This window comes from Streptomyces sp. NPDC107581 (assembly GCF_055657175.1).
Window position 1 is genome coordinate 127,390 of sequence record NZ_JBVKBH010000016.1, and the last position, 21,948, is coordinate 149,337.

Annotated in this window: 19 protein-coding genes; 11 read left to right on the forward strand and 8 right to left on the reverse strand. The window is 71.0% G+C overall.

What is annotated here, in order from left to right; genetic code table 11:
* Positions 1–114: 114 nt before the first annotated feature.
* The 7 genes from ACZ7P3_RS33440 (at position 115) to ACZ7P3_RS33470 (ending at position 9,168) form a co-directional block, all read left to right on the forward strand.
* On the forward strand, positions 115–1,212 hold the full coding sequence (locus ACZ7P3_RS33440; protein WP_472087567.1) for a substrate-binding domain-containing protein: 1,098 nt from the start codon (positions 115–117) through the stop codon (positions 1,210–1,212).
* A gap of 183 nt (positions 1,213–1,395) precedes the next feature.
* The gene (locus ACZ7P3_RS33445) at positions 1,396–2,187 is read left to right on the forward strand and encodes an ATP-binding cassette domain-containing protein (protein ID WP_361126773.1); all 792 of its coding nucleotides are present in this window, start codon (positions 1,396–1,398) and stop codon (positions 2,185–2,187) included.
* Positions 2,184–3,476 carry a sugar ABC transporter permease gene (locus ACZ7P3_RS33450; RefSeq protein WP_472087400.1) on the forward strand — a complete coding sequence of 431 codons (1,293 nt, stop codon included), beginning with the start codon at positions 2,184–2,186 and terminating at the stop codon, positions 3,474–3,476. Before ACZ7P3_RS33445 ends, ACZ7P3_RS33450 begins: the two co-directional genes overlap by 4 nt.
* 201 nt (positions 3,477–3,677) lie before the next feature.
* The gene (dxs, locus tag ACZ7P3_RS33455; RefSeq protein ID WP_472087402.1) at positions 3,678–5,606 is read left to right on the forward strand and encodes a 1-deoxy-D-xylulose-5-phosphate synthase; all 1,929 of its coding nucleotides are present in this window, start codon (positions 3,678–3,680) and stop codon (positions 5,604–5,606) included.
* A 152-nt stretch (positions 5,607–5,758) separates the two neighbouring features.
* Positions 5,759–7,279, forward strand: a complete 1,521-nt coding sequence (locus ACZ7P3_RS33460; RefSeq protein WP_472087404.1) for an amino acid permease — start codon at positions 5,759–5,761, stop codon at positions 7,277–7,279.
* 72 nt (positions 7,280–7,351) lie between these two features.
* The gene (locus ACZ7P3_RS33465; RefSeq protein WP_472087406.1) at positions 7,352–8,800 is read left to right on the forward strand and encodes an ArnT family glycosyltransferase; all 1,449 of its coding nucleotides are present in this window, start codon (positions 7,352–7,354) and stop codon (positions 8,798–8,800) included.
* A gap of 80 nt (positions 8,801–8,880) precedes the next feature.
* A complete protein-coding gene (locus ACZ7P3_RS33470; protein WP_472087408.1) occupies positions 8,881–9,168 on the forward strand; it encodes a hypothetical protein in 288 nt (95 codons plus the stop codon).
* Between the two features lie 16 nt (positions 9,169–9,184).
* Here ACZ7P3_RS33470 and ACZ7P3_RS33475 read toward each other — a convergent pair whose 3' ends face one another.
* Positions 9,185–9,577: a PIN domain-containing protein gene (locus ACZ7P3_RS33475; protein WP_472087410.1), complete on the reverse strand. Its 393-nt coding sequence runs from the start codon at positions 9,575–9,577 to the stop codon at positions 9,185–9,187.
* A gap of 74 nt (positions 9,578–9,651) precedes the next feature.
* On the opposite strand from ACZ7P3_RS33475, the gene ACZ7P3_RS33480 reads away from it, so the two are divergent.
* Positions 9,652–10,668 (forward strand): DUF8189 domain-containing protein, encoded by a 1,017-nt coding sequence (locus ACZ7P3_RS33480; RefSeq protein ID WP_472087412.1) that lies wholly within the window; start codon positions 9,652–9,654, stop codon positions 10,666–10,668.
* A 10-nt stretch (positions 10,669–10,678) separates the two neighbouring features.
* Positions 10,679–11,071: a hypothetical protein gene (locus ACZ7P3_RS33485; RefSeq protein ID WP_472087568.1), complete on the forward strand. Its 393-nt coding sequence runs from the start codon at positions 10,679–10,681 to the stop codon at positions 11,069–11,071.
* A gap of 60 nt (positions 11,072–11,131) precedes the next feature.
* On the opposite strand, the gene ACZ7P3_RS33490 is transcribed toward ACZ7P3_RS33485, so the two are convergent.
* The 5 genes from ACZ7P3_RS33490 to ACZ7P3_RS33510 all read right to left on the reverse strand — a co-directional run bounded on the left by ACZ7P3_RS33490 (position 11,132) and on the right by ACZ7P3_RS33510 (position 18,064).
* Positions 11,132–13,261 carry a 3-hydroxyacyl-CoA dehydrogenase NAD-binding domain-containing protein gene (locus ACZ7P3_RS33490; RefSeq protein ID WP_472087414.1) on the reverse strand — a complete coding sequence of 710 codons (2,130 nt, stop codon included), beginning with the start codon at positions 13,259–13,261 and terminating at the stop codon, positions 11,132–11,134.
* Positions 13,258–14,475, reverse strand: coding sequence for a thiolase family protein (locus tag ACZ7P3_RS33495; RefSeq protein ID WP_472087416.1), 1,218 nt, complete (start codon positions 14,473–14,475; stop codon positions 13,258–13,260). The genes ACZ7P3_RS33490 and ACZ7P3_RS33495 overlap by 4 nt, the downstream gene beginning before the upstream one ends.
* A gap of 528 nt (positions 14,476–15,003) precedes the next feature.
* Entirely contained in the window at positions 15,004–16,290 is a 1,287-nt protein-coding gene (locus ACZ7P3_RS33500; RefSeq protein ID WP_472087418.1) for a ribonuclease D, read from the reverse strand.
* Positions 16,291–16,447: 157 nt separating this feature from the next.
* A complete protein-coding gene (locus ACZ7P3_RS33505; protein WP_066997320.1) occupies positions 16,448–17,107 on the reverse strand; it encodes a response regulator transcription factor in 660 nt (219 codons plus the stop codon).
* 279 nt (positions 17,108–17,386) lie between these two features.
* A complete protein-coding gene (locus ACZ7P3_RS33510) occupies positions 17,387–18,064 on the reverse strand; it encodes a DUF3000 domain-containing protein (RefSeq protein WP_472087420.1) in 678 nt (225 codons plus the stop codon).
* 174 nt (positions 18,065–18,238) lie between these two features.
* Here ACZ7P3_RS33510 and hemE point away from each other — a divergent pair, with 174 nt between their 5' ends.
* Complete coding sequence (gene hemE / locus ACZ7P3_RS33515) at positions 18,239–19,306, forward strand: uroporphyrinogen decarboxylase (RefSeq protein ID WP_472087422.1); 1,068 nt, start codon at positions 18,239–18,241, stop codon at positions 19,304–19,306.
* Positions 19,307–19,316: 10 nt separating this feature from the next.
* On the opposite strand, the gene ACZ7P3_RS33520 is transcribed toward hemE, so the two are convergent.
* The gene (locus ACZ7P3_RS33520; protein ID WP_472087569.1) at positions 19,317–20,141 is read right to left on the reverse strand and encodes a rhomboid family intramembrane serine protease; all 825 of its coding nucleotides are present in this window, start codon (positions 20,139–20,141) and stop codon (positions 19,317–19,319) included.
* Between the two features lie 116 nt (positions 20,142–20,257).
* On the opposite strand from ACZ7P3_RS33520, the gene ACZ7P3_RS33525 reads away from it, so the two are divergent.
* Positions 20,258–20,518 carry a hypothetical protein gene (locus tag ACZ7P3_RS33525; protein ID WP_472087424.1) on the forward strand — a complete coding sequence of 87 codons (261 nt, stop codon included), beginning with the start codon at positions 20,258–20,260 and terminating at the stop codon, positions 20,516–20,518.
* A 5-nt stretch (positions 20,519–20,523) separates the two neighbouring features.
* Here ACZ7P3_RS33525 and ACZ7P3_RS33530 read toward each other — a convergent pair whose 3' ends face one another.
* Positions 20,524–21,924 carry an FAD-dependent oxidoreductase gene (locus tag ACZ7P3_RS33530; protein WP_472087426.1) on the reverse strand — a complete coding sequence of 467 codons (1,401 nt, stop codon included), beginning with the start codon at positions 21,922–21,924 and terminating at the stop codon, positions 20,524–20,526.
* Between the last annotated feature and the right edge of the window lie 24 nt (positions 21,925–21,948).

A 21,948-nucleotide genomic window follows, 5' to 3' on the forward strand; every position in this document is an offset into this window, starting at 1 on the left:
CCATCTCGTTAAGGATTTACTTCTTGACGTCGCACGTGTGGCCGAGTTGACTTCCAGCCACCTCGGCCGCAACGACGCGGCCTCGTCAGGGAGGTTTCTGAAGTGAACACGCGTATGCGTCGTGCGGCCTTCGCCGTTGCTGCTGGTGCCATGGCCGTCTCTCTCGCCGCCTGTGGCAGCGCCAAGGAGTCCAGTGGCTCCTCCAAGTCTTCCGGCAGCGCCAAGAAGGGCGATGCCATCAAGGTCGGTCTGCTCCTCCCGGAGAACCAGACCGCGCGGTACGAGAAGTTCGACAAGCCCCTGATCGAGAAGAAGGTCAAGGAGCTGACCAACGGCAAGGGCGAGGTCGTCTACGCCAACGCCAAGCAGGACGCCACGATGCAGAACCAGCAGGTCGACACCATGATCACCAACAAGGTGGACGTGCTGATCGTCGACGCTGTGGACGCCGCCGCCATCAAGAACTCCGTGCAGAAGGCCAAGGACGCGGGCATCCCGGTCGTCGCCTACGACCGCCTGGCGCAGGGCCCGATCGACGCCTACACGTCGTTCGACAACGAGACCGTCGGCAAGACCCAGGGCGAGGCGCTGCTCAAGGCGCTCGGCTCCAAGGCCAAGTCCGGCAAGATCGTCATGATGAACGGTTCCTCCACCGACCCGAACGCCGCCCAGTTCAAGAAGGGCGCCCACGAGGTGCTCGACGGCAAGGTGAACGTCGGCAAGGAGTACGACACCAAGGAGTGGAAGCCGGAGAACGCCAACTCCAACATGGAGGGCGCCATCTCCGCCCTCGGCAAGAAGAACATCGTCGGCGTCTACTCCGCCAACGACGGCATGGCCGGCGGTATCATCACCGCCCTCAAGGCCGCCGGCATCAAGGTCCCGGTCACCGGCCAGGACGCGGAGCTCGCGGGTGTCCAGCGCATCGTCACCGGCGACCAGTACATGAGCGTCTACAAGCCCTACGCCCCGGAGGCCGCCGCAGCCGCCGAGATGGCCGTGGACCTCGCCCAGGGCAAGTCCCTCGACTCCGTTGCCAAGGACAAGGTGGACAGCCCGACCACGAAGCAGGTCCCCTCGGTCCTGGTGCCGGTCACCGCGCTGACCAAGGACAACATCAAGGACACCGTCCTCAAGGACGGCGTCTACACGGTCAGCGACATCTGCACCGCGCAGTACAAGGCGGCCTGCGACAAGATCGGTCTGAAGTAAGCAGCCGCGCGGTCCTTCCCCACTAGGCGAATTCGCACTTGAATTCCGCTGACGGGAAAGAAGGCCGACCCAGCTCCTCCGGCGCCCCGCACATCAGACAGCCCCGCAAGCTCGTCGTGGGGCGCCGGACGGAACATCCCCCAACTTCTGCACAACCTCCCGCCGGGTCAGGCGGCGAAGGAGATGGTTCACGTGTCCGCTACGCCCGTGCTGGCGTTGCGCGGGGTCTCCAAGCGGTTCGGTGCCGTTCAGGCGCTCACCGACGTAGAGCTTGAGGTCCACGCCGGTGAAGTGATCGCCCTGGTGGGCGACAACGGTGCCGGAAAGTCCACGCTGGTCAAGACGATCGCCGGCGTTCACCCCATCGATGAGGGCGTCATCGAGTGGGAAGGCAAGGCCGTCCAGATCAGCAAGCCGCACGACGCCCAGAACCTGGGCATCGCGACGGTCTACCAGGACCTCGCGCTGTGCGACAACATCGACGTCGTCGGCAACCTCTACCTGGGCCGGGAGATCCGCCGTCGCGGTGTCCTGGACGAGGTGGAGATGGAGCGCCGCTCCCGCGAACTGCTCACCACGCTGTCGATCCGCATCCCGAGCGTCCGCATCCCGATCGCCTCGCTCTCCGGCGGTCAGCGCCAGACCGTGGCCATCGCCCGCTCCATGCTCGGCGAGCCGAAGCTGGTCATCCTCGACGAGCCCACCGCCGCCCTCGGCGTCGAGCAGACCGCACAGGTCCTCGACCTGGTGGAACGGCTGCGGGAGCGCGGTCACGCCGTGATCCTCATCAGCCACAACATGGCCGACGTGAAGGCCGTCGCCGACAAGGTGGCCGTCCTGCGTCTGGGTCGCAACAACGGCGTCTTCGAGGTCAAGTCGACCTCGCAGGAAGAGATCATCTCCGCCATCACCGGCGCCACGGACAATGCCGTGACCCGTCGTGCGGCGCGCACCAATGGGGAGATCAAGAAGTGAGCATCGACAAGACCTCCACGTCCCCCGAGGACAACGTCGTGGAGAACCCCGAGGCGGCACGAGGCTCCGACGTCGCCGTCGACCCCCGTCTGCTGGTGCGCGAAGAGGGCATCCTCGGATACTGGACCGAGTTCAAGCGGAAGATGAAGGCCGGTGACCTCGGCTCCCTGCCGGTCGTCCTCGGTCTGGCGATCATCTGGTGCATCTTCTGGGGTCTGAACTCCAACTTCATGACGGCGGGCAACCTGTCCGACATCTCCGTCGCCATGGTCGGCACGGGCATGATCGCCGTCGGCATCGTGTTCGTCCTGCTGCTCGGCGAGATCGACCTGTCGGTCGGCTCGCTCTCCGGTGTCGCGGGCGCCACCTTCGCGGTGCTCAACGTCACGCATGGCATGAACGAGATCCTGGCCCTGGTGCTGTCCATCCTCACCGGAACGGTCGCGGGCGCGCTGCAGGGCTTCTTCTTCGCGAAGATCGGGGTGCCGGCCTTCGCGGTCACCCTGGCCGGCCTGCTGTTCTGGAACGGCCTCATGCTCAAGATCCTGGGCGACAACGGCACGATCAACCTGAACGGCAACGGCCTGGTCGCCAAGCTGACCAGCTACTACTTCTCCGACGTGGCCGCCGCCTACGGGCTCGCCCTCGCGGTGACGGTGCTGTTCTTCCTCAGCTCCTTCCTCGGCAACAAGCGCCGTGAGGCCGCCGGCGTACCGTCCCGGCCGCTGAGCGAAACGGTCCTGCGCACCGCGCTGCTGGCCGTCGTCGCCTTCGTCGCCGCGTACGTCTTCAACCAGTACAAGGGTCTGCCGCTGGCCGTGGTGATCTTCGTGGCAGTGCTGATGATCACGGACTTCGTGCTGCGCCGCACCGCCTACGGCCGGAAGATCTTCGCGCTCGGCGGCAGCGTCGAGGCCTCCCGCCGTGCCGGTATCAACGTGGACCTGACCCGGATCTCGGTCTTCGCCGTCTCCGGTACGTTCGCGGCGATCGGCGGTCTGTTCATCGCCTCCAAGATCGCGTCCGCCAACCAGGGCGCCGGCGGAGGCGACCTGCTGATGAACGCGATCGCGGCGGCCGTGATCGGCGGCACGTCCCTCTTCGGCGGCCGTGGCCGCACCTGGAACGCGCTCCTCGGCGTGCTGGTCATCGTCTCGATCCAGTACGGTCTCGCCCTGGAGGGCATCGCCTCGCCGGTCCAGTACATGATCACCGGTGGCGTGCTGCTGGCGACCGTCGTCATCGACGCGGTGACCCGCAAGACGCAGAAGTCGGCGGGGCGTGCGTAACGCCTAGCCCCATGGGGGCGCGGGTGTGCTTGCGGGTCCGGTCCGTCGCGGCCGGTCGCGCAGCACCCCGCGCCCCTTTCAGGTGGCTCATTTTGCCCGGTGCTCCAAAGGCACCGGGCACTGTCGTGTCCTGCAAAGCCGGAACATTAGACTCGTCAAGCCCGGCAACAGCTCGATCAGCTCTACTGCAAGGAGGCACGGGTGCCGCTGCTGACCCGCATCAGGGGACCGCGCGATCTGGACCGGCTCAGCCTGGAGGAGCTGGACCAGCTGGCAGAGGAGATCCGGACCTTCCTCGTCGAGGCCGTCTCCAAGACCGGCGGCCACCTCGGTCCCAACCTGGGCGTGGTCGAGCTCACCATCGCCCTGCACCGCGTCTTCGAGTCCCCGAAGGACAAGGTCCTGTGGGACACGGGACACCAGTCCTACGTGCACAAGCTGCTCACCGGCCGGCAGGACTTCTCCAGGCTGAAGATGAAGGGCGGCCTGTCCGGCTACCCCTCGCAGGCCGAGTCCGAGCACGACGTCATCGAGAACAGCCACGCCTCCACGGTCCTCGGCTGGGCCGACGGCATCGCCAAGGCCAACCAGCTCAAGCAGCGCGACAGCCATGTCGTCGCCGTGATCGGTGACGGCGCCCTGACCGGCGGCATGGCCTGGGAGGCGCTGAACAACATCGCCGAGGCCAAGGACCGCCCGCTCGTCATCGTCGTCAACGACAACGAGCGCTCCTACGCCCCGACCATCGGCGGGCTCGCCAATCACCTGGCGACCCTGCGTACGACCGACGGCTACGAGCGCTTCCTCGCCCGGACGAAGGACATCCTCGACCGCACCCCGGTCGTCGGCAGGCCGCTGTACGAGACCCTGCACGGCGCCAAGAAGGGGCTGAAGGACTTCATCACCCCGCAGGGCATGTTCGAGGACCTGGGCCTGAAGTACGTCGGCCCGATCGACGGCCACGACATCGAGGCGCTGGAGTCGGCGCTGGCCCGGGCCAAGCGGTTCGGCGGGCCGGTCATCGTGCACTGCCTCACCGAGAAGGGCCGCGGCTACCAGCCCGCCCTCCAGGACGAGGCCGACCGCTTCCACGGCATCGGCCCCATCCATCCCGACACGGGCCTGCCGGTCAAGGCCTCCGGCGCCGACTGGACCTCCGTCTTCGGCGACGAGATGGTCGAGCTGGGCAAGGAGCGCGAGGACATCGTGGCCATCACGGCGGCGATGCTGCAGCCCGTCGGCCTGAAGAAGTTCGCGGACACCTTCCCGGACCGGATCTACGACGTCGGGATCGCCGAGCAGCACGGCGCCGTCTCCGCGGCCGGCCTGGCCCACGCCGGTGTGCACCCGGTCTTCGCCGTCTACGCCACCTTCCTCAACCGCGCCTTCGACCAGGTCCTGATGGACGTGGCCCTGCACAAGTGCGGGGTGACCTTCGTGCTGGACCGGGCCGGCGTCACCGGCACCGACGGCGCTTCCCACAACGGCATGTGGGACATGTCGATCCTGCAGGTCGTACCGGGGCTGCGGCTGGCCGCCCCGCGCGACGCCGAGCAGGTGCGGGCGCAGCTGCGCGAGGCCGTCGCCGTCGACGACGCGCCGACCGTGGTGCGCTTCTCCAAGGGCGCCGTCGGCCCCGCGGTGCCCGCCGTGGGCCGGGTCGGCGGCATGGACGTGCTGCGCGAGCCCGGCACCGACCTCCCGGACGTACTGCTGGTCTCCGTCGGCGCCCTCGCCCCGATGTGTCTGGAGATCGCCGCCCTGCTCGACCGGCAGGGCATCTCCACCACCGTCGTCGACCCGCGCTGGGTCAAGCCCGTCGACGAGGCCATGGCCCCGCTCGCCGAGCGCCATCGGGTGGTCGTCACCGTCGAGGACAACAGCCGCGTCGGCGGTGTCGGCTCGGCGGTCGCCCAGGCCCTCAGGGACGCGGGCGTGGACGTGCCGCTGCGCGACTTCGGCATCCCGCCGCGCTTCCTCGACCACGCCTCCCGCGCCGAGGTCATGGCCGAGATCGGGCTGACCGCGCCGGACATCGCCCGCCAGGTCACCGGTCTGGTGTCCAAGCTGGACGGTCGGTTCGACCGTACGGCCGACGAGGTCGACTCCGTGGAACCCGCGCGCGACTAAGGCCTGTCCCGCGCAAGCACGGACACGGGCCGGTTCCGCCACTCCCTGCAGTGGCGGAACCGGCCCGTTTGCGTGAACCTGCCTGTGCCGGGGCATACGCATCCCCAGCCCTCTCGATCATGTCGAGGACGACAAGCGTGGGAGGTAGGCACGTGAGCACGCTCTTCAGGACGAAGAACGTCGAGCAGTCCATCCGGGACACCGAGGAACCCGAGCATTCGCTCAAGAAGTCCCTCTCCGCCCTCGACCTGACCGTCTTCGGCGTCGGTGTCATCATCGGCACCGGCATCTTCGTCCTCACCGGACAGGTGGCCAAGAACAACGCGGGCCCCGCGGTGTCCCTGGCCTTCGTGGTGGCCGGCGTGGTCTGCGCGCTCGCCGCCCTCTGCTATGCCGAGTTCGCCTCCACGGTCCCCGTAGCGGGTTCCGCGTACACCTTCGCCTACGCCTCCCTGGGTGAACTGCCTGCCTGGATCATCGGCTGGGACCTGGTCCTGGAGTTCGCGCTCGGCACGGCGGTGGTGGCGGTCGGCTGGTCCGGCTACATCCGCTCGCTGCTGGACAACGCGGGCTGGCACCTGCCGGACTACCTGGCCGGCCGGGACGGTGCGCACGGCTTCGGGTTCGACATCCTCGCCGCGGCCCTGGTGCTGGTGCTCACCTGCATCCTCGTCCTCGGCATGAAGCTGTCCGCCCGGATCACCTCGATCGTCGTCGCCATCAAGGTGGCCGTCGTGCTCATCGTGATCATCGCCGGTGCCTTCTTCGTCAACGGCGACAACTACAAGCCCTTCGTCCCGCCCGCCCAGCCGGTGCCCGCGGGCGGCAACCTCAAAGCCCCGCTCATCCAGCTGATGTTCGGCTGGGCGCCCGCCAACTTCGGTGTGATGGGCATCTTCACCGCCGCCTCGGTGGTGTTCTTCGCGTTCATCGGCTTCGACATCGTCGCCACCGCCGCCGAGGAGACCCGCAACCCGCAGCGCGACATGCCCCGCGGCATCCTCGGCTCGCTGCTCGTCTGCACCGTGCTCTACGTCGCCGTCTCCATCGTCGTCACCGGCATGCAGAAGTACACGAGGCTGTCCGTGGAGGCCCCGCTCGCCGACGCCTTCAAGGCCATCGGCCACCCCTGGTACGCGGGCGTGATCAGCTTCGGCGCCGCCGTCGGACTGACCACCGTGTGTCTGATCCTGCTGCTCGGCCAGACCCGGGTGTTCTTCGCGATGAGCCGGGACGGACTGCTGCCGCGCTTCTTCTCCCGCGTCCACCCGCGGTTCAGGACCCCGCACCGGCCGACCGTCCTGCTCGGGGGGATCATCGCGATCGTCGCCGGTTTCACCAGCCTGAGCGAACTGGCGGAACTGGTGAACATCGGCACGCTGTTCGCCTTCGTCGTCGTCGCGATCAGTGTGATCATCCTCCGCCGGACCCGTCCGGACCTGCCCCGCGCCTTCCGTACCCCCTGGGTGCCGTTCGTACCGATCGTGTCGGTGTGCGCCACGCTGTGGCTGATGCTCAACCTGCCGGCCGAGACCTGGCTCCGGTTCGCCATCTGGATGGTGATCGGCTTCGTGGTCTACTGCCTCTACGGCCGCACGCACAGCCGCCTCGCCCTGCGCGAGGAGACTCCGGCGGGAGAGGCCCCCGGCCCACCGGCCGGCAACGTTCCGTAACCATCCGGAGAGCCCCCGCGGCCCCGTATGTCCCGATGGGTGAGGACTGCGGGGCCGGATAGCGTGCTGCCCATGCTTGCCGCCCCGCTCGCCCCCGCACGGACCGTGACCACCCGGACGGCGTACTGGACGCGGCTGCTGCCCGCGCTCGCGGCCCTGGCCTGCCTCACCCGGGCCCCGTCCTTCGTCCGTCCGCTGTGGAACCCCGACGAGGGCTATCTCGCCGTACAGGCACGACTCCTCGCGCAGGGCGGGCAGCTGTACGAGACGGTCGTGGACCGCAAGCCGCCGCTGGTGCCCTGGCTGTACGAGGCGGCCTTCGCGGTCTGCGGCTCCGGCTCGCTCACCCCGGTCCGGGTGCTGGCCGTCCTCGCGCAGCTGCTCACCGCAGTCCTGCTGGCCTCCCTGGCCCGGCGCCGCTGGGGCGACACGGCGGGCCGTACGGCCGCGGTGCTGCACCTGCTGGTGTCCGTCGGCCTCAACCCCGAGGACGCCCAGGCCGCCACCTTCGAGGTGTTCATACTGCCCTGCACGGTGGCCGCCGTGTGGTGCGCCGACCGGGGCCGCTGGGGCGCGGCCGGTACCGCCGTCGCCTGTGCCTTCCTCGCCAAGCAGACCGGCGGCGCGGTGCTGCTGCCGGCCGCCTGGATGCTGTACCGCGCCGGGACCCCGCGCGCGGGCGTGCTGCGGCTGGCGGCCGGTCTGGCCGTACCGGTCCTGTGCGCGGCCCTGGTCACCGACCCCGCCGGATTCCTGTTCTGGACGGTCACCGGATCCGCCGCCTATGCCTCCTTCACGGGCTCCGAACTCCATGTCCTCGTCCGCGGGGTGACCAACACGGCGATCCTGGCCGTGGCCTGTACGGGTCTGATCCCGCCGGTCGTACGGTCCCTGCGCACCGGCCGGGCCGGCCCGGCCGACCTGTGGCTGTGGCTGGCCTCCGGGGCGGTCGCCGTCGTCCTCGGCTTCCACTTCTTCGGCCACTACTACCTGCAGCTCACCCCGCCCGTGGCCCTGCTGGCCACGGCCGCGCTGCGGACGGCGCCCCGCGAACGCCTGGCCGGCGCCGTCCTCACCTCGGCCTGCTGCTGCACCCTGTTCCTCGCCTGGGGCCTGCTCGCCCCGCGTCCCGAACTCGCCCACGCCCAGCGCCTTGCGGCCGCCCTCACCGAGCGCACCGCGCCCGCCGACCGGGTCCTCGTGTGGGGCATGCACCCGGAGACGTACTGGCTGGCCGGCCGCACCCCCGCCACCCGCTACCTCACCGCCGGGCTGCTCACCAACTACAGCGGCGGCCGCGACGGCCCGCAGGTCGGCGAGAAGTACGCGGTCGAGGGAGCCTGGCCGGTCTTCCGGGAGGAGCTGGCGGCGCACGCCCCCGCCCTGGTCGTCGACGACTCGTGCGGCAAGCCGTACGCCCCCGACCGCGTGCCGAGCCTGCGCCGGCTGCTGCAGGCGCGCTACGAGGAGGTGGCGACCGTGGACGGGGCGGTGCTCTACGCCCGGACTCCGGGCGGCTGAGGGGGAGTTGCCCGGGGTGCCGGCGGATCTGCTGCTATGCTCGCAGCAGTGATTTGAACACGTTCAAATTGGGGGATCGCATGTCCACACCGCCCAGGCCCGGCCTCGACGACTCGCCTGCCGTCGCGCTGGGCCCCACCTCACTCGTCCTCGGCGCCATATCGGCCACGGGCGTATGGCCCTCCCTCACGCCGGCTCTCCTCGGGGTCTCGTACGTCACGGGGCCCCTCGCCGTCACCTTCGGCCTCGCGGGTGTGCACTACGCCCGCCGGGGCGTCGGCCGCATGTGGACCGCCGTCGCGGGAACCGTCCTCGGAGCCGTCGGTGCGTCGAGCTTCTTCATCCTGATCGCGGCGTACTCCGTCTGAGACGGGCCCCGCGCGCTCAGCCGAGGACCGCACGCGGGCCGGTCACCTCCGCGCCCAGTCCGGTCACCCGCCGCCGCAGCTCACGGTCGGCCGTGACCACCAGGCGGGGGCGGCCGGGGTGCTCCGCGGCCAGATCCACGATCCGGTCGTCCCCGCTGCCGGGCGCGGACTCCACCCGTACCCCCGGCACGGACTCCACGCCACGGGCGGCGCCCTCCACCACGAGCACGATCTCCACGGCACCGTCCCGGCCCGGCAGCCCCGCGGCGGCCAGCCGGTCCCGCAGCCGTTCGGCGGCGCCCCTGCGGTCCCGCCACCAGCCGTCGGGCCGCGACCCGACCACGTTCGCGCCGTCGACGATCACCAGCAGGCGGCCTTCCGGGGCCGGGGGGCCGAGGGGGTCGTTCATACGGCCAAGGGTCCCACGGGCCGGGTGAGGGGGCAGGATTCCGGCGTCCCTCGCGGGCGGCTTAGAGTGAACCGGTGAACGGCGACTGGCTCATGCGCGGCCGCGACGGCCGGCTCAGTGTCTACCAGCTGTCGGGCGACGCCGTCCTGTGCCGGGCGGAGCGCGGGCCCGGCGGCCCCTGGACCGACCCCCGCAAGGTGGGCGGCGACCAGAAACTCCACCCCGTCCTGGCCGTCGGCCGGGGCGCCGACGGCTATGCCCATCTGGTCTCCTGGCGGCCCACGAAGAAGGGCGAGTCCGGCCTGGTCCACTCCACCCACTTCCGCCCGCGCCTCGCGGCGCTGGACTGGAGCCCGATCGGCCACCCGAACAGGACGGGCGACCGTACCGGGCGGCCCGCGGTGGCCGTGGACGCCCAGGGCCGGGCCCATGTCTTCGTGCCCGGCGCCGACGGCGGGGTGAGCCTGCTGGCCCAGAAGGAGAAGGGCGGCTGGGAGCCCTGGCGCGACCTGAAGGGCCGGGAGATCCGGGACGGCCTGGCGGCGGTGACGGGGGAGTCCGGCAGGGTCGAGCTGTACGCGGCCGCCCCCGGGGCCATCCTGCACTGGCGCCAGGAGGAGCCCGGCGCCGAGCCGGTCCTGCAGGAGGCCCTGGAGACCGCGGTCCGCCCCGGCAGCCTGCACGCCCTGGCCACGTCCCGCGACAGTACGACCGTCTTCTACTGCGACGACTCCGGCGACCTGCGCGCCTGGCGCCCCGGCGGCAAGCCGGCCACCGTGCTGCCCTCGGCGGGTCCCGGCCCGGTCACGGCCGTGCGCTGCGACCTCGACGGCCACGACTGCACCCTGCTGGCCCAGCGTTCGGCGAGCGGCCGGGTGGCCTTCGCCGCGTATCCCACCGAGCTGGAGTCGGCGGGCGCCTGGTGGACCGAGTCGGGCCCGCAGCTGCCGGTGGACGCGCTGGTGTCGCTGGCCGTGGACGAGGACGGCCGGGTCGTGGCGGCAACGTTGTCCCCGTCGACCGGCCGGCTCCTGCTGACCCGGCGCAAGGACGAGCCGGGGCTGGCGCTGGAGGCGTGGCGGCAGCTGTGAGTGCGCGATGATGGCCGACGTGGACACCGAGACACTCATAGACGCCTGGCGGCGTCTCCTCAGCGACTCCGGAAAATCGTGGGTGCTCTACGAGCACGGCACCTGTGTGCTGGTGGAGGCGGCCGAGGGGCCGCTCGCCGACCGGGCCACCGGGATCCTGCGCGAGTTCGGCCCCGTCGAGGTGGGCGGTCCGGCGGGCGACTTCCGGGTACTGGAGCTCAACAGCGGCGAGGGCTGGCTGGTGACCGGCCATCACCCGGACGTCGTCACCTTCGTCGCCCTCGACGAGTCCGAGGACCCCTCGCACCTGGCGGTCGGGATCCACGGACGGTCCAAGCGCGACCGGGACGGCAGGGAACTGCACGTCGTCCATGTCGAGGACGCCCTGCGGTCCGAACCCTGACACGCCGATGCCCGGCACACCGTTCGGTGTGCCGGGCATCGCAGGACCGTACGCAGGCCCTTACTGCGGGACGCTGGCCACGCCAGGGGCCAGGAACTTCTTGCCGTTCACGCGCTCCGAGACACCCTCGCGGTCCAGGTACGGCGTGATGCCGCCCAGGTGGAAGGGCCAGCCGGCGCCCGTGATCAGGCACAGGTCGATGTCCTGGGCCTCGGCGACGACGCCCTCCTCGAGCATGAGCCCGATCTCCTGCGCCACCGCGTCGAGCACCCGGGCCCGCACCTGCTCCTCGGTCAGGACGACATCGCCCTGCTTGAGCAGCGCGGCGACCTCCGGGTCCAGCTCCGGCTTGCCGCTGTCGTAGACGTAGAAGCCGCGCTTGCCCGCCTTGACGACGGCGGCGAGGTTCGGGGAGACCGTGAAGCGGTCCGGGAAGGCCCGGTTGAGGGTCTCCGAGACGTGCAGGCCGATCGCCGGGCCGACCAGTTCGAGGAGCACCAGCGGGGACATCGGCAGACCGAGCGGCTCGATCGCCTTCTCGGCGACCTCGACCGGGGTGCCCTCGTCGATGACGTTCTGGATCTCGCCCATGAAGCGGGTCAGGATGCGGTTCACGACGAACGCCGGGGCGTCCTTGGTGAGGACCGCGGTCTTCTTCAGCTTCTTGGCCACGGCGAACGCGGTGGCGAGCGAGGCGTCGTCCGTCTTCTCGCCGCGGACGATCTCGAGGAGCGGCAGGACGGCGACCGGGTTGAAGAAGTGGAAGCCCACGACCCGCTCGGGGTGCTGCAGCTTCGACGCCATCTCCGACACGGAGAGGGAGGAGGTGTTGGTGGCGAAGATCGCGTGCGCCGGGGCGACCGCCTCGACCTCCGCGAACACCTGCTGCTTGACGCCGATCTCCTCGAACACGGCCTCGATGACGAAGTCCGCGTCGGAGAAGCCCTCGGCCTTGTCCAGCACACCGGACACCAGCGCCTTGAGGCGGTTGGCCTTGTCCTGGTTGATCCGGCCCTTGCCGAGCAGCTTGTCGATCTCGGCGTGGACGTAGCCCACACCCTTGTCGACGCGCTCCTGGTCGATGTCGGTCAGCACGACCGGCACCTCCAGGCGGCGCAGGAAGAGCAGCGCGAGCTGGCTGGCCATCAGACCGGCGCCGACGACGCCGACCTTGGTGACCGGGCGGGCCAGGTTCTTGTCCGGGGCGCCCGCGGGACGCTTGCCGCGCTTCTGCACCAGGTTGAACGCGTAGATGCCGGAGCGCAGTTCGCCGCCCATGATGAGGTCGGCGAGCGCCTGGTCCTCGGCGTCGTAACCCTGCTGCAGGTCGCCGTTCTTGGCGGCCGCGATGATGTCCAGCGCACGGTAGGCGGCCGGGGCGGCCCCGTGCACCTTGCCGTCCGCGATGAAGCGGCCCTTGGCGACGGCCTGGTCCCAGGCCTCGCCGCGGTCGATCACCGGACGCTCGACCTCGATGTCGCCCTTGAGGACGTTCGCGGTCCAGATCAGCGACTGCTCCAGGAAGTCGGCACCCTCGAAGATCGCGTCCGCGATGCCGAGGTCGAAGACCTGCTGACCCTTGAGCTGCTTGTTCTGGTTCAGGCTGTTCTCGATGATGACCGAGACGGCCTTGTCGGCACCGATCAGGTTCGGCAGCAGGGCGCAGCCGCCCCAGCCCGGGACCAGGCCCAGGAAGACCTCGGGCAGGGAGAACGCCGGGATGGCCTTCGACACCGTGCGGTAGGTGCAGTGCAGGCCGACCTCGACGCCGCCGCCCATCGCCGCGCCGTTGTAGTAGGCGAAGGTCGGGACCGCGAGGCCCGCGAGGCGCTTGAAGACCTCGTGGCCGCCCTTGCCGATGGCCAGCGCGTCCTCGTGGTTCTTCAGCAGCTCGACGCCCTTGAGGTCGGCGCCGACCGCGAAGATGAACGGCTTGCCGGTGACACCGGCACCGACGATCGTGCCCTCGGCCGCCTCCTTCTCGACCTGGTCGACGGCGGCGTTGAGGTTCGCCAGCGAGGCCGGTCCGAAGGTGGTCGGCTTGGTGTGGTCCAGGCCGTTGTCCAGCGTGATGAGCGCGAAGCGCCCGGCGCCGAACGGGAGGTCGAAGTGGCGCACGTGCGCCGACGTCACGACCTCGTCGGGGAACAGCTCGGCCGCACCCTTCAAAAGCTCAGCGGTGGTGCTCACTTGTCCCCCTCGAAGTGCGGGTTCTCCCAGATGACCGTCGCGCCCATGCCGAAGCCGACGCACATGGTGGTCAGGCCGTAGCGGACGCTCGGCTGCTCCTCGAACTGGCGGGCCAGCTGCGTCATCAGCCGGACGCCGGAGGAGGCCAGCGGGTGACCGTAGGCGATCGCGCCGCCGTACTGGTTGACGCGCTCGTCGTCGTCCGCGATGCCGTAGTGGTCCAGGAAGGCCAGCACCTGGACGGCGAAGGCCTCGTTGATCTCGAACAGGCCGATGTCGGAGATGGACAGACCCGCCTGGGCGAGGGCCTTCTCCGTGGCCGGGATCGGGCCGTAGCCCATGACCTCGGGCTCGACGCCCGCGAAGGCGTAGGAGACCAGGCGCATCTTGACCGGCAGGTCGTTCTCGCGGGCGAAGTCCTCGCTCGCGATGATCGAGGCGGTGGCGCCGTCGTTCAGACCGGCCGCGTTGCCCGCCGTGACCCGGCCGTGGACGCGGAACGGCGTCTTCAGACCCGACAGGTTCTCCAGGGTCGTGCCCGGGCGCATCGGCTCGTCGGCCGTGACCAGGCCCCAGCCCGTCTCGCCGGCCTCGGGGCTGGTGCGGCGCACCGAGATCGGCACCAGGTCCTGCTGGATCTTGCCGTTGGCGTACGCCTTGGCGGCCTTCTCCTGCGAGCGCACCGCGTACTCGTCGGCGCGCAGCTTGGTGATCTGCGGGTAGCGGTCGTGCAGGTTCTCCGCGGTCATGCCCATGAAGAGGGCGGACTCGTCGACCAGCTTCTCGCTCACGAAGCGCGGGTTCGGGTCCACGCCCTCGCCCATCGGGTGGCGGCCCATGTGCTCCACGCCGCCGGCGATGACGGCGTCGTAGGCACCGAAGGCGATCGAACCGGCCGTGCTGGTCACGGCGGTCAGGGCGCCGGCGCACATGCGGTCGATCGAGTAGCCGGGAACCGACTGCGGGAGACCGGCGAGGATGCCGGCCGTACGACCGAGGGTCAGACCCTGGTCACCGATCTGCGTGGTCGCGGCGATGGCGACCTCGTCGATCTTCTTCGGGTCCAGACCGGGGTTGCGGCGCAGCAGCTCCCGGATCGCCTTCACGACGAGGTCGTCGGCGCGGGTCTCGTGGTAGATGCCCTTCGGGCCCGCCTTGCCGAACGGGGTGCGGACGCCGTCTACGAAGACGACGTCCCTGACGGTACGAGGCACGATGGCTCTCCTCCAGGGTGCGGGATGGCACTGCTGCGACGCGCAACCGCTGAGCGCGCGCTCAGGCCCATGCTACTTATGAGTAACGTAGCTGCACAGTCCTGGTGGGGGGAGCGGCGAACGTCACACCGGTCCCGCCCAGGATCTTGGCGAGATCTCACCGCCGCTCTCCCCCTCCCTCGGCCCACCCGACAGCACCCCGACGCACCCCAAAGGGTCACGATCGACCGAGCGCCGTGGCGACACAGGCGCCGGCGCGCTCCAAAGGGGCGCGGGGAACTGCGCGACCGGCCGCGAACGGCCCGCAGTCGCCCGGCGTGCGAAGGCGCCACGGCGGTGAGGCGTGGCCGGCTGAGTGCCGTGGCGATACCGGCGCCGGCGCGCTCCAAGGGGGGCGCGGGGAACTGCGCGACCGGCCGCGAACGGCCCGCAGTCGCCCGGCGTGCGAAGGCGCCACGGCGGTGAGGCGCGGTCGGCCGAGCGCCGCGGCGATACAGGCGCCGTCGGCCGAGCGCCGCGCCGCGGCCGTCAGGCGTCGGCGCCCGCCAGCGCAGCGACCAGTACCTCCGTCACCTGTTCCACCTGCCACACCCGCGCGCCGTAGCCCGCCAGCGCGACCCCCACGGCCTGCGCGTCCGCGGACGGCGGCTCCCAGCAGACCCGCCGCACCGTGTCCGGAGAGATCAGGTTCTCCTGAGGCATGTTGAGCTGCTCGGCCAGCGCCGAGACCCCGGCCCGGGCGGCAGACAGCCGAGCCGCGGCGGCGGGGTCCTTGTCGGCCCAGGCCCGCGGCGGCGGCGGCCCGGTGACGGGCTGCCCCGGCTGGGGCAACTGCGACTCGGTCAGGGTCCTCGCGCGATCCACCGCGGCCTGCCACTGCTCCAGCTGCCGGCGGCTCGTCCGGTGCCCGAAGCCGTTCAGCGCCGCGAGCGCGTGCACGTTGGCAGGAACCGAGAGCGCCGCCTCCACGATGGCGGCGTCACTGAGGACCTTGCCCGGCGACACGTCCCGTCGCTGGGCGATCAGGTCGCGTGTCTGCCACAGCTCCCGGACGACGGCCAGCTGCCGGCGCCGCCGCACCTTGTGCATCCCGGACGTACGGCGCCAGGGATCCTTGCGCGGCTCGGCGGGCGGCGCGGAGGCGATCGCGTCGAACTCCTGGCGCGCCCACTCCAGCTTGCCCTGCCGGTCCAGCTCCTTCTCCAGCGCGTCGCGCAGGTCGACGAGGAGTTCCACGTCCAGCGCGGCGTAACGCAGCCAGGGCTCGGGCAGTGGGCGGGTGGACCAGTCGACGGCGGAGTGGCCCTTCTCCAGGACGAAGCCGAGGACGCTCTCGACCATGGCGCCGAGGCCGACCCGGGGGAATCCGGCGAGCCGGCCGGCCAGCTCGGTGTCGAACAGCAGGGTCGGCACCATGCCTATCTCGCGCAGACAGGGCAGATCCTGGGTGGCCGCGTGCAGCACCCATTCGACGCCGGACAGCGCCTCGCCGAGCCCCGACAGGTCGGGACAGGCGACGGGGTCGATCAACGCGCTGCCGGCCCCCTCGCGGCGCAGCTGCACCAGGTAGGCGCGCTGGCCGTAGCGGTAGCCGGAGGCGCGCTCGGCGTCGACGGCGACGGGGCCGGAACCGGCGGCGAACGCGGCGATCACCTCGGCGAGGGTGGCCTCGTCGGCGATCACGGGCGGAATGCCCTCACGGGGTTCGAGCAGCGGAGTCGGCGCCCCCGTCACAGACCCTCCGGCGTCGTCCGGAGGAGTGCCTCCGGTGGAGCGCAGGGAAGTGTCTGCTGCGGTGTCTTGGGCGTCGGTCACATGTCAAGGGTATCCGTGAGTGGACGGCGCCCGTCGCCGGAACGTTCCGTCGACGGGCGCCGGAGGGTCGTAAACCAGTCAGGCCGGTGAAAGGCCGGGTTCACATGAGTGAACCGGTGCTGCCGCCGAGCGGCCCGGCGGTGGGGGCGGGCGAGGGTCAGTGGATGATTCCGGTGCGCAGCGCGACGGCCACCATGCCGGCCCGGTCGCCCGTGCCGAGCTTGCGCGCGATCCGGGCCAGGTGGCTCTTCACGGTCAGTGCGGACAGGCCCATCGAGACGCCGATCGCCTTGTTCGACTGGCCCTCGGCGACCAGCCGCAGCACCTCGACCTCGCGTCCGGACAGCTCCCGGTAGCCGCCCGGGTGGCTCGGGGCACCCGGGGGGCGGCGGTGCATCCGGGCGCCGGCGCCGAGGGGGGTGGCGCCGGGCCGGGCGGGGAGTCCGATGTTCGTCCGGGTTCCGGTGACGACGTAGCCCTTGACCCCGCCCGCCAGGGCGTTGCGGACGGCGCCGATGTCGTCGGCGGCGGAGAGCGCCAGCCCATTGGGCCAGCCCGCGGCGCGGGTCTCGGAGAGCAGGGTCAGGCCGGAGCCGTCGGGCAGGTGGACGTCGGCGACGCAGATGTCGCGGGGGTTGCCGATGCGGGGACGAGCCTCCGCGATGGACGAGGCTTCGATGACATCGCGCACACCGAGCGCCCACAGGTGGCGGGTGACGGTGGAGCGGACGCGCGGGTCGGCCACGACCACCATGGCGGTCGGCTTGTTCGGGCGGTAGGCGACCAGGCTTGCGGGCTGCTCGAGGAGAACGGACACCAGGCCTCCTGGGTGGGGGACGGGGCCGGCTTTGGGGAAGAAGCCGGGACGAACCGTGCTTTCAAGGTCACAGTCGTCTTCGGCAGCAAACCCGTCCGCCTTTAGAGAATGATCACGATCTAGTGAGTAACAATCCGTGCAATTCGGACACGCGATCGATCATCCGAAGATCGAGTCGGTTCGGGCCGGTGCGATTCGAGTGCAGAAAGTGGCCGTATCGACAAAGAGATGGTCAATAGAGCGTTCGCGAGGGTTAAGCGGGCCTGACCGGTCATGACGTCACCGGGACTGCGGACCCCTGCGCTGCGGGAGCGTCACCACCGAGGCGTCGCCGGGACCGGCCGGGGGCAGCCCGCCGACCTGGGCCAGCAGATCGCACCAGGAGGCCAGGTGGGCAGCGGTGTCCGGCACCCCGCCGAGCCCCTCACGAGGCGTCCAGGAGGCGCGGATCTCGATCTGCGAGGCGGGCGGCCGCTCGGACAGTCCGCCGAAGTAGTGCGAACTCGCGCGCGTGACGGTGCCGCTCGGCTCGCCGTAGGTCAGCCCGCGCGCCTGCAGCGCGCCGGTCAGCCACGACCAGCACACCTCGGGCAGCAGCGGATCGGCCGCCATCTCCGCCTCCAGCTCGGCGCGCACCAGGGTCACCAGCCGGAACGTGCCGCGCCAGGCGTCGTGCCCGGCCGGGTCGTGCAGCAGTACCAGCCGCCCGTCGGCGAGATCCTGGTCGCCGTCGACCACGACGGCCTCCAGCGCGTACGCGAACGGGGCGAGCCGCTGCGGGGCGGGCGTCGGATCCACCTCCACCTGCGGCCGCAGCCGCGCACTGCGCAGGGCTTCCACCGCGGCCCGGAACGCCGGCGGAGTCGTACTCTCCGGATGCCGGTCCGCCTCCCCGGTCTTTTTGTCGTCGTCCATTCCGTCCGTACTGTCCGACGTTCGTCCTTGAGCCGCAGCCATGGCGGAAGAGTAAGGGGAACTGGCGCTCGGTGCTGGCCTAGACACCCCGCACCGGATGCGCCGTGCCGTCGGGGGGCGCCGCCCGCGGACCCCCGGCCCCGGCCCGGACGGGCCCTGTCGGCAGGCGCCGGGCGGGCTGCGTGCCGCCCGCCGGGGTCGTGCGAGACTTTCCCCGTGACCGCCAACGACACCCCTACGGGCCAGCAGCCGACAGCGACGTACGACAGCGCCTTCCTCAAGGCGTGCAGGCGCGAGCCCGTGCCGCACACCCCCGTGTGGTTCATGCGCCAGGCCGGCCGCTCCCTGCCGGAGTACCGCAAGGTGCGCGAGGGCATCCCCATGCTGGAGTCCTGCATGCGGCCCGAGCTGGTCACCGAGATCACGCTCCAGCCGGTGCGCCGCCACGACGTGGACGCGGCGATCTACTTCAGCGACATCGTGGTCCCGCTCAAGGCCATCGGCATCGACCTCGACATCAAGCCCGGCGTCGGCCCGGTCGTCGCGCAGCCCGTCCGCACCCGCGCCGACCTCGCCCGGCTGCGCGACCTCACCCCCGAGGACGTCCCCTACGTCACCGAGGCGATCGGCCTGCTCACCCGCGAGCTGGGCGCCACCCCGCTGATCGGTTTCGCGGGCGCGCCTTTCACTCTCGCGAGTTACCTGGTCGAGGGCGGTCCGTCCCGCACGTACGAGAACGCCAAGGCAATGATGTACGGCGACCCCGAGCTGTGGGCCGACCTGCTGGACCGTCTCGCCGAGATCACCGCCGCCTTCCTGAAGGTGCAGATCGAGGCGGGCGCCTCGGCCGTGCAGCTCTTCGACTCCTGGGTCGGCGCACTGGCGCCGGCCGACTACCGGCGCTCGGTCATGCCCTCCTCGGCGAAGGTGTTCGAGGCCGTCGCGGGGTACGGCGTCCCGCGCATCCACTTCGGTGTCGGCACCGGTGAGCTGCTGAAGCTCATGGGCGAGGCCGGTGCCGACGTCGTCGGCGTCGACTGGCGCATCCCGCTGGACGAGGCCGTCCGCCGGGTCGGCCCCGGCAAGGCGCTGCAGGGCAACCTCGACCCGACCGTCCTGTTCACCGACAAGGACACCGTCGAGGTCCGGGCCCGCGAGGTCCTCGACGCGGCCGCCGGCCTGGAGGGCCACGTCTTCAACCTCGGCCACGGCGTCATGCCGAACACCGACCCGGACGCGCTGACCCGGCTCGTGGAGTACGTCCACACGCACAGCGCCCGCTGAGCGGACCCGCTCACCACACCTGACGGGGCCGGGCCCGCCTGCCGAACAGCAGGCGGCCCGGATCCGGCGGGGGCGGCGTGCCGGGCTTGAGCGGCCAGGCCAGCAGCATGCCCGCCACGAAGCCCACCACGTGCGCCGCGTACGCGACCGTGCCCGCGCCGGAGACGCCGTGCCCCGAGGAGTACACCGCCTGGAGCGCGAACCAGAAGCCCAGCACCAGCCAGGCGGGCAGCCTGAGCGGCAGGAAGACCAGGAACGGCACGAGGACCCAGACCCTGGCCGTCGGATACAGCACCAGATAGGCGCCCAGTACGCCGGCGATCGCTCCGGACGCGCCGATCAGCGGCTCGCCCGAGGCGTCGTTCAGGAGCGCGAAGCCGTAGCCGGCCGCATAGCCGCACACGACGTAGAAGAGGAAGTAGCGGATGTGCCCCATCCGGTCCTCGACGTTGTTGCCGAAGATCAGCAGGAAGAGCATGTTGCCCAGCAGGTGCAGCCAGCTGCCGTGCAGGAACATCGCCGTGAACACGGACAGGGCGGGGGACTTGTCGTAGCCGGGCGGTCCCACCACGCAGCCCGGCCCCCGCGGGCCCACGCCCACGTCGCCGGTCGGCACCAGGTGCGGCATCTGATGGTGGATCAGCTCCCGTGGGACCGCCGCGTAGTGGTCCGTGAACGCCTGGAGATGACACAGCTGCGCCAGATCGCTGCTTCCCGCCACCGAGCCGGCTATGCCCGGGGTGGCGAGGAAGACGAGGACGTTGGCGGCGATGAGCGCGTACGTCACATAGGGCGTACGGCGTACCGGGTTCACGTCATGGACGGGGATGACCACACAGGAGTAGTGCCCGCGACGCGCCACGCGAACCGGTGAACGGCCCGGTGCGGGCGTGCGTATCCTCCTGCAACCGACGTGAGGATCAGGCGATGAGTGCTCCGCAGGTTTCACCGATGCATGCTCTGCCCGACGGGGAGGCGGAGATCTCTCTGGTCGTGCGGCTTCCCTGGGAGGACGTCGCGAGGCTCGGCCAGGAGGCCGGGCGGCTCGCTTCGCAGATGCAGCGGCCCGTGACGCTGGACGAGGCGGTGAGCTACCGGCTGCGGTCGACCCGGCCCTCCGCGTCCCATGCGAAGCCGGCCGGGGAGCAGCCCGCGGCCGTCACGTCGAGCCCCGGTGTGACCTCCCTGCCGCGGATCAGCGGGACGGCATAGGGGCGTCACGGGCCCGTCCGGCGCACCTTCGCCACCGCCTTTCGCGCCGCCACCAGTACCGGGTCCCACACCGGGGAGAACGGCGGGGCATAACCCAGGTCCAGGGCCGTCATCTGTTCCACCGTCATCTGCGCGGTCAGGGCCACCGCCGCGATGTCGACGCGCTTGGCCGCGCCCTCCCTGCCGACGATCTGCACGCCGAGCAGACGGCCGGTGCGGCGCTCGGCGAGCATCTTGACCGTCATGGGGGCCGCACCGGGGTAGTAGCCGGCGCGGCTGGTCGACTCGACGGTGACGGCCTCGTACCGGAGGCCGACGCGGCGGGCGTCCTTCTCGCGCAGGCCGGTACGGGCGATCTCCAGGTCGCAGACCTTGCTGACCGCCGTGCCGACGACGCCCGGGAAGGTCGCGTAACCGCCGCCGGCGTTGGTCCCGATGACCTGGCCGTGCTTGTTGGCGTGGGTGCCGAGCGGGACGTACTGCTCCTGGCCGGAGACCAGGTTCAGCACCTCGACACAGTCGCCGCCCGCCCAGATGTTCTCGTGGCCGCGCACGCGCATGGCGAGGTCGGTGAGCAGGCCGCGGTGGGTGCCGAGGGGGAGGCCCGCCGCCTCGGCGAGCGCCGTCTGCGGACGCACGCCGATGCCGAGGACCACGACGTCCGCCGGATACTCCGCGTCCTCGGTGGCCACCGCGCGCACCCGCCCGTCCTGCCCGGTGAGGACCTTGGTGACCTCGGCGCCGTTGACCATGGTGATGCCCAGGTCCTCCATGGCCCGGTTCACCAGGAGGCCCATGTCGGGATCGAGCGTGGACATCGGCTCGCCGCCCCGGTTCACGACCGTCACCTCGTAGCCGCGGTTGATCAGCGCCTCGGCCATCTCCACACCGATGTAGCCCGCGCCGACGACCACCGCGCGACGGCCACGCGTGCGTGCCAGCGAGTCCAGCAGCGCCTGGCCGTCGTCGAGCGTCTGCACGCCGTGCACTCCCGGAGCGTCCGCGCCCGGCATGTCCGGGCGGATCGGGCGGGCGCCGGTCGCGATCACGAGCTTGTCGTACGACGTCCAGGACTCCTCCCCGGATGCGACGTCACGCGCGCGTACCCGGGCGCCCGCCACATCGATCTCCGTGACCTCCGTGCGCATCCGCAGATCGATGTCCCGCGCGCGGTGCTCCTCGGGGGTGCGGGCCACCAGCCGGTCCCGCTCGGGGACGTCGCCCCCCACCCAGTACGGGATCCCGCACGCGGAGTAGGAGCTGAAGTGGCCGCGCTCGAAGGCCACGATCTCCAGCTCGCCGGGTGAGCGGAGCCGGCGGGCCTGTGACGCCGCGGACATGCCCGCGGCGTCGCCGCCGATCACGACCAGCCGTTCCCTGCCGCCCTGCCTGCCGCTCATGTTCATGTGAACACGCTACGGGGCCGGGGC